Annotated in this window: 11 protein-coding genes and 2 pseudogenes; 6 read left to right on the forward strand and 7 right to left on the reverse strand. The window is 72.6% G+C overall.

Annotation, left to right across the window (positions count from 1 at the left end; genetic code table 11):
• Positions 1-794 (forward strand): 2,3,4,5-tetrahydropyridine-2,6-dicarboxylate N-succinyltransferase (gene dapD, locus SACSA_RS23085; protein ID WP_048876821.1); only part of this gene is annotated, 794 nt, incomplete at its 5' end.
• A gap of 187 nt (positions 795-981) precedes the next feature.
• Here dapD and SACSA_RS0114520 read toward each other — a convergent pair.
• Genes SACSA_RS0114520 through fdxA form a run of 4 tightly spaced genes read right to left on the reverse strand, consistent with a single transcriptional unit; the run spans position 982 to position 3,289 of the window.
• Positions 982-1,341: a hypothetical protein gene (locus SACSA_RS0114520; protein WP_028661886.1), complete on the reverse strand. Its 360-nt coding sequence runs from the start codon at positions 1,339-1,341 to the stop codon at positions 982-984.
• Positions 1,338-1,823 (reverse strand): hypothetical protein, encoded by a 486-nt coding sequence (locus SACSA_RS0114525; protein WP_019816624.1) that lies wholly within the window; start codon positions 1,821-1,823, stop codon positions 1,338-1,340. Before SACSA_RS0114525 ends, SACSA_RS0114520 begins: the two co-directional genes overlap by 4 nt.
• Positions 1,824-1,880: 57 nt before the next feature.
• The gene (gene dapC, locus SACSA_RS0114530; protein WP_019816625.1) at positions 1,881-2,972 is read right to left on the reverse strand and encodes a succinyldiaminopimelate transaminase; all 1,092 of its coding nucleotides are present in this window, start codon (positions 2,970-2,972) and stop codon (positions 1,881-1,883) included.
• Entirely contained in the window at positions 2,969-3,289 is a 321-nt protein-coding gene (fdxA, locus tag SACSA_RS0114535; protein ID WP_019816626.1) for a ferredoxin, read from the reverse strand. Before fdxA ends, dapC begins: the two co-directional genes overlap by 4 nt.
• 533 nt (positions 3,290-3,822) lie before the next feature.
• Here fdxA and cofD point away from each other — a divergent pair.
• From cofD to SACSA_RS0114555, 4 genes are read left to right on the forward strand one after another with little or no spacing between them, the layout of a single operon-like run.
• Entirely contained in the window at positions 3,823-4,818 is a 996-nt protein-coding gene (gene cofD, locus SACSA_RS0114540; protein ID WP_019816627.1) for a 2-phospho-L-lactate transferase, read from the forward strand.
• Between the two features lie 49 nt (positions 4,819-4,867).
• A complete protein-coding gene (locus SACSA_RS0114545; protein WP_028661887.1) occupies positions 4,868-6,211 on the forward strand; it encodes a coenzyme F420-0:L-glutamate ligase in 1,344 nt (447 codons plus the stop codon).
• Positions 6,205-6,744 carry an NUDIX hydrolase gene (locus SACSA_RS0114550; protein ID WP_019816629.1) on the forward strand — a complete coding sequence of 180 codons (540 nt, stop codon included), beginning with the start codon at positions 6,205-6,207 and terminating at the stop codon, positions 6,742-6,744. Before SACSA_RS0114545 ends, SACSA_RS0114550 begins: the two co-directional genes overlap by 7 nt.
• Positions 6,741-7,109, forward strand: coding sequence for a GntR family transcriptional regulator (locus SACSA_RS0114555; RefSeq protein ID WP_019816630.1), 369 nt, complete (start codon positions 6,741-6,743; stop codon positions 7,107-7,109). Before SACSA_RS0114550 ends, SACSA_RS0114555 begins: the two co-directional genes overlap by 4 nt.
• A 386-nt stretch (positions 7,110-7,495) precedes the next feature.
• Here the strand turns inward: SACSA_RS0114555 and SACSA_RS0114560 are convergent, their stop codons facing one another.
• The 3 genes and pseudogenes from SACSA_RS0114560 to SACSA_RS23090 form a co-directional block, all read right to left on the reverse strand.
• The gene (locus tag SACSA_RS0114560) at positions 7,496-8,353 is read right to left on the reverse strand and encodes a 5-oxoprolinase subunit C family protein (protein WP_028661889.1); all 858 of its coding nucleotides are present in this window, start codon (positions 8,351-8,353) and stop codon (positions 7,496-7,498) included.
• Positions 8,354-8,571: 218 nt separating this feature from the next.
• Positions 8,572-9,198: a 5-oxoprolinase subunit B family protein gene (locus SACSA_RS0114565; protein ID WP_019816632.1), complete on the reverse strand. Its 627-nt coding sequence runs from the start codon at positions 9,196-9,198 to the stop codon at positions 8,572-8,574.
• A gap of 78 nt (positions 9,199-9,276) precedes the next feature.
• Positions 9,277-9,711, reverse strand: a pseudogene (locus SACSA_RS23090) (DNA-3-methyladenine glycosylase family protein); the annotation flags it as partial.
• Here SACSA_RS23090 and SACSA_RS24705 point away from each other — a divergent pair.
• Positions 9,712-10,089: pseudogene (locus SACSA_RS24705) on the forward strand (ATP-dependent Clp protease ATP-binding subunit); the annotation flags it as partial.

Below are 10,089 nucleotides of genomic sequence, written 5' to 3' on the forward strand. Positions count from 1 at the left end.
TGCTCGGCACCGACGAGGCGCGCGGCGTGGAGGTGGTCGCCGTGCGGACGTCGATCGGCGCGCTCGCGCAGGCGCCCGCCGACGCGCACGAGGCGTACCTGCGGCTGCACCTGCTGTCCCATCGGCTGGTGCGCCCGCACGGCCAGAACCTCGACGGCCTGTTCGGCCTGCTGTCGAACGTCGTGTGGACCAATCACGGGCCGTGCCCTGTGGAGGGCTTCGAGGAGACCCGGATGCGGCTGCGGTCCCGCGGCCAGGTGACCGTCTACAGCATCGACAAGTTCCCCCGCATGGTCGACTACGTGGTCCCGAGCGGGGTCCGCATCGGCGATGCCGACCGCGTGCGGCTCGGCGCGCACCTGGCCAGCGGCACGACGGTGATGCACGAGGGCTTCGTCAACTTCAACGCGGGCACGCTCGGCGCGTCGATGGTCGAAGGCCGCATCTCCGCCGGTGTGGTCGTCGGCGACGGCACCGACGTCGGCGGCGGCGCGTCGATCATGGGCACCCTCTCCGGCGGCGGCAAGGAAGTGATCTCACTCGGCGAGCGGTGCTTGATCGGCGCGAACGGCGGTGTCGGGATTTCGCTCGGCGACGACTCCGTCGTCGAGGCCGGTCTCTATCTCACGGCGGGCACGAAGGTGTCCTTCGAGGGCCGGACGGTGAAGGCGCGGGAACTGTCCGGCCTCTCCGGCGCGCTGTTCCGGCGCAACTCCGCCACGGGCTCGGTCGAGGCCGTGGCCCGCACCGGCGCGGGCGTGGAACTCAACGCCGCCCTCCACGCCAACGACTGACCGGCACACGCCCGGGGCCGTGGGCAGCGTGACGGCTCGTGGCCCCGGGGTGTGCGCCGTCGCGCGTGTGCGCCGCTCACCCCTGCACGCACCCCGGCGCGACCGGGTGTCCGTCCCCACCCTCCGTGGCGCGCGCTCGTCGTGGTAGCGGTGCTCCAACGCCCGGCCGGCGACAGTCCTCGCTCGGTCAGTCAGTCACACGGGGGTGGCCGACACCGGCGTACTTGATCCAGACCGTGCGGTTCTCCGCGTCCACGAGGTACCAGACGCGCCCGCTCCCGGTGACCTCGATCTGCCACTGCGGTAGCGCACGGCCATTGTGCGTACCGGTGGCGAGGTCGAACTTCAGCCTGTGATGGCGCAGTGGCGACATCGACGCTTCCGAACCCGGACAGTGGCGCATCAGCTCCCACGCCTTGCGAAGATTGCCGGGAGCTGCCGCGTGCAACTCCCGCCATCCATCAATCGCTTGCTTGTCCCCGTAGCGGATTTTCCACTCGTCGCCGCTCGGTGGCGGCGCCACCTCGTCTCCCCGCTTCGGGCTCATGACGCGTCGTCGCCGGGTTCGCCGACAGCCCCGAAGTCCGCGCCATCCCTCCGGAGCGTGGCCAGGAGCTCGGGATCAGCGTAGATCTCGGCGGTGCTCCGCCACGCTGCCACGAGATGAGCCACCGGGGCGGGGTTGTCGACCGATTCGGCGGCTTCGAGTGTGTCCACGAGCTCGACGACGAACTGCCGCACTCCCTCCTTGGGAAGAAAGCGAACCCACGGAAAGGCTCGCGGTACGACGTCGGTCACGAGTGTGCGAGTGTGCGCATCGTGCTCCATCAGCGCGAGGAACAACTTGGTCGTCGTCGACGCGACCTCGGCAGCCTGTTCCGCACGACTCGCGGTGGTCAACACCAGGTCCTCGTCATCGCCGCGACGGTGCACCCGTAACGAACGCGTGGCAGATCCTTGCAGCTTGCGAACGGTCTCCACGGGCCTGTTCGACAGCTCCGAGAAGTTCACTTCAGGGGTGACCGACATACTTTCAAAGTACTTTACAACTTTCCGGAGGACAACCGACGGTGCTCCCGGAACGGGTCAGGTTGTCAGGCGCTCGGCCGCGGCGTGGACCCGCTCGTCGGTGGCGGTGAGCGCGACCCGGACGTGGTCGGCGCCGCGCGGGCCGTAGAACGTACCCGGGGCGACCAGGATGCCCCGCTCGGCCAACCGGGCGACCGTGGCCTCGGCGCTCTCACCGCACGTCGCCCACAGGTACAGCCCGGCCTCCGAGTGCTCGATCCGGAAGCCTGCCCGCTCCAACGCGGGGCGCAGCACCGCGCGGCGGGCGGCATAGCGGTCACGCTGCGCGCGCAGCGCGTCGTCGTCGGACAGGGCGGCGGTCATCGCCTGCTGCACCGGCCTCGGCACGATCATGCCCGCGTGTTTGCGCACCGCCAACAGGTCGGCGACCAGCGCGGGATCGCCGGTGATGAACCCGGCTCGGTACCCGGCCAGGTTCGCCGACTTCGACAACGAGTGCACCGCGAGCAGCCCGTCCAGGCTGCCGCCGTGCACGTCGGGATGCAGGATCGACACCGGCTCGGCCTCCCAGCCGAGCGCGAGGTAACACTCGTCGGCGACCACGACGGTCCCGCGCTCGCGCGCCCACTCGACCACCTTGCGCAGGTGCTCGACCCCGAGCACCCGCCCGGTCGGGTTGGACGGCGAATTCAGCCACAGCAGTGCGGGCCTGCCGGGGCCCACGGCGGTGGTCGCGTCGGCACGCAGCACGGAGGCTCCCGCGAGCAGCGCCCCGACCTCGTAGGTCGGGTACGCCAGCTCAGGGATCACGACGACGTCCCCGTCCGCCGCGCCGAGCAGCGTCGGCAACCAGGCGACCAGCTCCTTCGAACCGATCGTGGGCAGCACCGCGTCGGGCTCCACACCGTCGGCCCCGTGCCTGCGGCGCAGAGCGTCGACCGCCGCGGCGCGCAGCTCCGGCGTGCCGTGCGTGGCCGGGTAACCCGGAACCTCCGACACCGACGCGAGCGCGTCCCGGACGCTGTCGGGCACCGGGTCGACCGGCGTGCCGACCGACAGGTCGACCAGCCCGTCCGGGTGCGCCCGTGCCGTCGCGGCGTGTTCGGCCAGCGAGTCCCAGGGAAAGTCGGGGAGTATGGCCCGGCTCATTCGCCCTGCGGGGGCAGGTCCTTGATCCACTGCGGGTCGTGCGCGGTCTTGCCCACCTTCGCCGCCCCACCCGGCGAGCCAAGCTCGTCGAAGAAGTCGACGTTGGCCTTGGTGTAGGCGGCCCACTCCTCCGGCACGTCGTCCTCGTAGTAGATGGCCTCCACCGGACAGACCGGCTCGCAGGCCCCGCAGTCGACGCACTCGTCGGGGTGGATGTAGAGCATCCGCTCGCCTTCGTAGATGCAGTCGACGGGGCACTCGTCGATGCATGCCTTGTCGAGCACGTCGACGCAGGGCTCGGCGATCACATAGGTCACTGCGTTCTCCTGCTTGTCATTCGGTCTGGCCCGTTGCCGGACACTACGCTTGTCTCGCCCCGCATCCTAAGCCGAGGCCCGGTGCCCCCGACTCGGATGTGTGAGCCTTGTTTACTCCCTGGACGCCGCTTGACTCATCCCGGTGCCCGACGCGCCGTCGTGGCACGTGGCTCGTGACTCGCTCTCATGCCTCCCATTGTGAGCGTGTTCGCGGGTCGCGGGCACGCCCACGAGGCAGGTGTCCTGCCCGGTGCTGTTCCCACGGTTGTGAACTCGGACACGGCACCGGTGTGCGGGGGCCGGCTCGTACCCGGCGTGCTGGCTCTCCACCCGTGTCCCGCCGCGCGGAGCACGGGTGTGACAGGGCGACTCGCGGGTCGTGAGGGGCAACTCGCGGGTCGTGAGGGGCAACTCGCGGGTGTTGGGGGGTGACGCGGGAGCGGCGGAGCACACTGGAGAATGAGCGGGCCGCTCGGGCGGGTTCGCCCGGCGGCGGGAGCGAGCGAGCACGGACCGGAAGAAGGCCAGGAGAAGTGAAGGTTGTCGTCGTCGTGGGCGGAGTGGGCGGCGCCCGCTTCCTGCTCGGCGTGAAGGCCGCCCTCGGGCTGCCCCCCGTGGGCGAGCACGACTCGCCCCACGAGATCACCGCCCTGGTGAACACCGGGGACGACGTGTGGATGCACGGGCTGCGGGTCTGCCCCGACCTCGACACCTGCATGTACACCCTCGGCGGCGGGGTCGACCCCGAGCGCGGCTGGGGACACGCGGACGAGACGTGGACGGTCAAGGGCGAGCTGGAGGCCTACGGCGCCGACCCCACGTGGTTCGGGCTCGGCGACAAGGACATCGCCACGCACCTCGTCCGCTCCCGCATGCTCCGCGCGGGCTACCCGCTCTCGGCGGTCACCGAGGCGCTGTGCGACCGGTGGCGCCCCGGGGTGCGCCTGCTGCCGATGACCGACGACCGGGTCGAGACACACGTCGTGGTGGACGACCCGGACGACACGGGCAGGCGCAAAGCGCTGCACTTCCAGGAGTGGTGGGTGCGCTACCAGGCGAAACTGCCCGCGCACACGATCGTCCCGGTCGGCGCGGAGGAAGCCGAGCCCGCTCCGGGCGTGCTGAGCGCCATCGAGGAAGCCGACACGGTCCTGTTCGCGCCGTCGAACCCCGTCGTGTCGATCGGCACGGTGCTCGCCGTGCCCGGCATGCGCGAAGCGCTGCGCAAGACCGAGGCCGAGGTGGTCGGGCTCTCGCCGATCATCGCGGGCAGGCCGGTGCGCGGAATGGCCGACGCCTGCCTGTCCGCAATCGGTGTGGAATCGACCGCCGAGGCGGTGGGCCGCCACTACGGCTCGCGCAAGACCTCCGACGACGGCCTGCTGGACGGGTGGCTGGTGCACGAGGGCGAGTCGGTGGACGTGCCCGGCATCGCGGTGCGGGCCGTGCCACTGCTGATGTCCGACGTCGAGGCGACGACGAGGATGGTGCGCGCCGCCTTCGACCTGGCCGGGGTGCGCGTTGACTGAGCACGGGGCGGGCGCGGGCCCGGTCGGGCACACCACGGGCGCGAACCCCGTGGAACACGGAGTTCCGCGCGTGGAGATCCTGCCCGTCGAGGGCCTGCCGGAATTCCGCCCGGGTGACGATCTGACCGGCGCGCTCGCCGGGCGAGCCCGGTGGCTGCGTTCCGGCGACGTCGTCGTGGTCACGAGCAAGGTGCTGTCCAAGATCGAGGGCAGGCTCGTGCGTGTGCCCGCCGATCCCGACGCCCGCGACACGGCGCGGCGCGCGCTGATCGAGCAGGAGTCGGTGCGGGTGCTCGCTCGGATCGGCCGCACGGTCATCACCGAGAACCCGCTGGGCATCGTGCAGGCCGCCTCCGGCGTCGACGCCTCCAACGTCGACTCCTCCGAGGTCGCGCTGCTGCCCGCCGACCCGGACGCCTCGGCGAAGGCACTGCGCGACGGGCTGCGGGACCGCCTCGGGGTCGAGGTCGCCGTCGTGATCACCGACACGATGGGCCGCGCCTGGCGCGTGGGTCAGACCGACGCCGCCATCGGCTCCTCCGGGCTGCGTGTGTTGCGCTCCTACGAGGGCGCGATGGACGGCCAGGGCAACGAGCTGGCCGTGACCGAGATCGCGGTGGCCGACGAGGTCGCCGCGGCGGCCGATCTGGTCAAGGGCAAGCTGACCGGTGTTCCGGTCGCGGTCGTGCGCGGGCTCCGCATCGGCGACGACACCGACGGCGTGGCCACGGCCCGTGACCTGGTGCGTCCGGCCGAGGAGGACCTGTTCCGGCTGGGCACCGCCGAGGCACTGGCGCAGGGCCGCCGGGAGGCGGTGCCGCTGCGCAGGTCGGTGCGCGAGTTCACCGATGATCCGGTGGACCCCGACGCCGTGCGGCGGGCCGTCGGGTCCGCGCTGACGGCTCCGGCCCCGCATCACACCAGGCCGGTGCGGTTCGGCTGGCTGCGCACCCGCGACCAGCGCACGACGCTACTCGAGGCGATGCGGGAGGCGTGGCGAGCTGACCTGATCGGCGACGGGTTCACCGAGGAGCAGATCACCCGGAGGCTGCGGCGCGGCGACCTGCTGTTCGACGCGCCCGAGGTGGTTGTCCCGTTCCTCGTGGCCGACGGCGCGCACACCTATCCCGACGAGCGGCGCAACGCCTGTGAGCACACGATGTTCACCGTCGCGGGTGGTGCGGCGGTGCAGGGCCTGCTGGTCGCGCTGGCGGCCGAGGGACTCGGCTCGTGCTGGATCGGCTCGACGATCTTCGCCCCGGATGTGGTGCGCAAGACACTCGGCCTCGACGCGACGTGGGAGCCGCTGGGGGCGGTCGCGATCGGCCACCCCGCGGCACGGCAGGACCCGCGACCTCCGCGGGAGATCGACCAAGGACTGGTGGAATGGTGACCGAGCTGCACTCCGACGCCGCGGCCACGCTCGGGTCCTGGCGCGCACCGAACCCCGCGCAGGAGTCGCTGCGCCACAGCTACCTCGGCTTCCTCGCGGCGCGGCAGGACGCCTGCGAGCGCTCGTGCGCGCCCGGGCATCTCACCGCCTCGGCCGTCGTGCTCGACGCGAAGGGTGAGCACGTGCTGCTCACGCTGCACCCCCGGGTGGGCCGCTGGCTCCAGCTCGGCGGGCACTGCGAATCCGAGGACGTCTCGCTCGCCGAGGCCGCGCTGCGTGAGGCCACCGAGGAGTCCGGCATCACCGGGCTTGAACTGGACCCCGTGCCGCTGGGCCTGGACGTGCACCCGATCACCTGCTCGCTCGGCGTGCCCACGCGGCACTTCGACGTGCGGTTCGTCGCCCGCGCTCCGCACGGTGCCGAGCCCGTGCTCAGTGCCGAGTCCGACGACCTGTGCTGGTGGCCGGTGTACGAACTACCGCCGGGCACCGAGGATCTCACCGAGCTGATCGCGGCCGCTCTGGACCGGTGAGCGACGTGCTGGACCTGCGTGTCGACCCGGACTCGGCGGTGGCGCCGTACGAGCAGGTGCGAGCCGGGATCGCCCGGCGTATCAACGACGGCACGCTGGCCGTCGGGACGAAGCTGCCCACGGTGCGCGCCCTCGCCGTCGAGGTGGGGATCGCACCGAACACGATCGCGCGGGCCTACCGGGAGCTGGAGGAGGCCGGGCTGATCGAGACCCGGGGCCGCGCGGGTTCGTTCGTCGGTTCGGGAGGCGACCGCAGCCGGGAACGCGCCCGCACGGCCGCCGCCGACTACGCCGCACTCACCCGCCGCCTCGGCCTCACCCACGACGAAGCCCTCGCCATCGTCACCGCCGCCCTGACCGACTGACCCACCCGCGAGTTGCCCTTTCCTGCCCGCGAGTTGCCCCTCCCGGACCCGCGAGTCGCCCGCTCCCGCCCGCGAGTTGCCCCTCCCGGACCCGCGAGTCGCCTCTAGGCGCACGTGCGGTGGATCTTCCGGCGCCCGGGTGGCTCACCCTCCATGCACCGGATGCGCTGACACCGTACGAGGCCGTGACTCGCGAACCCGCGAACGAACGTTCCGCCGAGAGGGCGGCTCACCAGGGAAGCGGCACAACTGGCGGGCGAGAACTACCCCGTCGCGGACCAGACGACTTGCCAGCATGGAGGGGGCAACTCGCGGACGGAAAAGGGCAACTCGGGGACACGAGCGGGCAACTCGCGGACGGGAGCGGGCGGGGCGCCGGGGGTGGGTCAGCGCGGCGGCGCGTGGGTGAAGCGGAGGCGCATGCCCGGCCGGGCCTGGGCCGCGCGGTCCACATCGGCGGCGACGACCACGGCGATCACCGGGTAGCCGCCCGTGACGGGGTGGTCGGCGAGGAACAACGTCGGCCTGCTCGACGGCGGTACCTGGAGCGCCCCGGGGACCATGGCCTCGCTGGGCAGCTCGTCGGCACTCGCTCGCGTCAGCTCCGGGCCGTCCAGACGGATGCCCACGCGGTTGCTCTCCGCGCTCACCATGTAGGGCCGGGTCAGCAGCGTCTCCAACGCGTCCGGCTCGAACCAGTCGGCGCGGGGTCCCGGCACCGCGCGCAGCACCAGTTCGTCCGGCTCCGGCAGCGGCACGGGTGCGAACCCGATCGACGGGAGCGGCCCCGGCGCCGGGCCGACGTCGAGCACCGTTCCGGCACGCAGCGGGTCCGGGCCGAGCCCGGAGAGGACATCGGTCGAAGCCGAGCCGAGCACACGCGACACGGCGAGGCCACCACGCACGGCGACGTAGCTGCGCAGCCCCCGCGCGGGCGTGCCCAGACGCAACCGCTCCCCCGCGCGGAGCCGCAGCACCGTGTTCACCGCACCGCCCCGGTGGCCGATCGTGACCGGACACGGAGCGCCCGTCACCGCCACCACGAGATCGCGGCACGCCCATGCGGTGAAACCACCCAGGGTCACTTCCACGGCGGCGTCGTTTTCGGCATTGCCGAGCAGGCGGTTCGCCAGGCGCAGCGCGCCCCGGTCGGCGGCACCGGAGGCACCGACGCCGATCCCGGCCCATCCCGGGCGCCCGAGATCCTGCACGGTCGCCGACGGCCCCGGTGACACGATCTCCAACCCGGGCGCCGGGACGGGGCCCGTGCCCGCGGCGCGAGCGGACTCGTTCGCGGCGTTGGACGCCCCGCCACCAGTCCCGGTCACGTGGCCTCCAGCGTCCCGCGGGACACCCGCACCCGGCCGGCCACCCGACCGCTTACCAGCCTCGGTCACGTGGCCTCCAGCATCTTGCGGGACACCCGCACCCGGTCGGCCACCCGACCGCTTACCAGCCTCGGTCACGTGGCCTCCAGGAAGCGCACGCGGACGCCCGGGCGCAGCAGCGCGGGCGGGTCGGCCTCGACCGACCACAGGCGCGTCCGGGTGTGCCCGATGAGCTGCCAGCCACCCGGGGACGACCGCGGGTAGACGCCGCTGAACACACCGGCCAGCCCGACCGCTCCTTCGGGCACCACGGTGCGCGGCTCGGCGCGCCTCGGCACGTCGAACGACCACCCCGCACCGGTCAGATACCCGAATCCCGGGGCGAACCCGCCGAACGCCACCGTCCACTCCGTACCCGTGTGCGCGGCCACGACCCCGTTCTCGGACAGGCCCGTCAGCCGCGCCACCTCGGCCAGGTCGGCCCCGTCGTAGAGCACCGGGATCTCCACCACCGGCGCGTCCGAGCCCGGCACCGCGCCGCCACCCGTGCGCAGGGGCCGCACTCGCCGCACGGCGTGCTCGACGCGCTCCGGGTCGCTGGTATCCGGATCGAGCCGCACGAGCAGCGTCCGCGCCGCGGGCACCAGATCGATCACTCCCGGCGGCGGATCGGCCTCAAGGGCCGCGTGCAGCGCCCGCACCGCGTCGAGGTCGTCGAGCTCGACGAGCAGTCCCACATCGGCACACGGCAGCACGCGCACGTCCCACCCCTTCGTTCGCCCGCGTCGAGTCTAGTCACCGCGCGCCCACCCCCGGGCTCGCGCGGCCACGGCAGCGGCTCAGATCGCGCGGTAGTCGCGCACTGGGTGCCGTGGGCCGAATCGGGGCCGGGAGAACCCGGCGGCCTCAAGGTAACGGACCGCGCGCTGCCGTTGCGGCGCGTACGGGGCGAGCACCTCGGCGAGGCCGTCGTCGTCGAGGTCGTGCCCGAGCAGCGCGTGCCCCACGACGGAGGGGATGTGGAAGTCGCCGAAGCTCACCGCGTCCGGATCGCCCCAGGCCCGTTGTGCCACCTCGGCAGCCGTCCACACCCCGACTCCCGGCACGGTCCGCAGCAACGCCCGGCCCCGCGCACCGCCGAGTCCGGCGGCCCGTTCCAGCCGGTGCGCGACACGGGCCAGCGCGACGAGGGTCGTCCGCCGCGACAGGTCCACGCCCGCCCGGTGCCAGGTCCACTCCGGCACCGAGCGCACGGCCTCCGGCGTCGGCGGTAGGGCGACTTCGAGGAGCGGATGACGAAGCTACTCGACGAGCTGCGCAACAAGCGCGGTTCGCTGATCGTGTTCATCGACGAGCTGCACACCGTGGTGGGCGCGGGTGCCTCCGAGGGGTCGATGGGCGCGGGCAACATGCTCAAGCCCGCGCTGGCACGGGGGAGCTGCACGTCGTCGGCGCCACGACGCTCGACGAGTACCGGCGCAACATCGAGAACGACCCCGCGTTCGAACGCCGCTTCCAGCCGATCCTGGTGCCCGAGCCCAACGTCGAGGACACGCTGGCGATCCTGCACGGCCTGCGGGACCAGTACGAGGCCCATCACCAGGTGCGGTTCACCGACGAGGCACTCTCGGCCGCGGCGACGCTGTCGGACC

This window comes from Saccharomonospora saliphila YIM 90502 (assembly GCF_000383795.1).
Taxonomy (GTDB): Bacteria; Actinomycetota; Actinomycetes; order Mycobacteriales; family Pseudonocardiaceae; genus Saccharomonospora; species Saccharomonospora saliphila.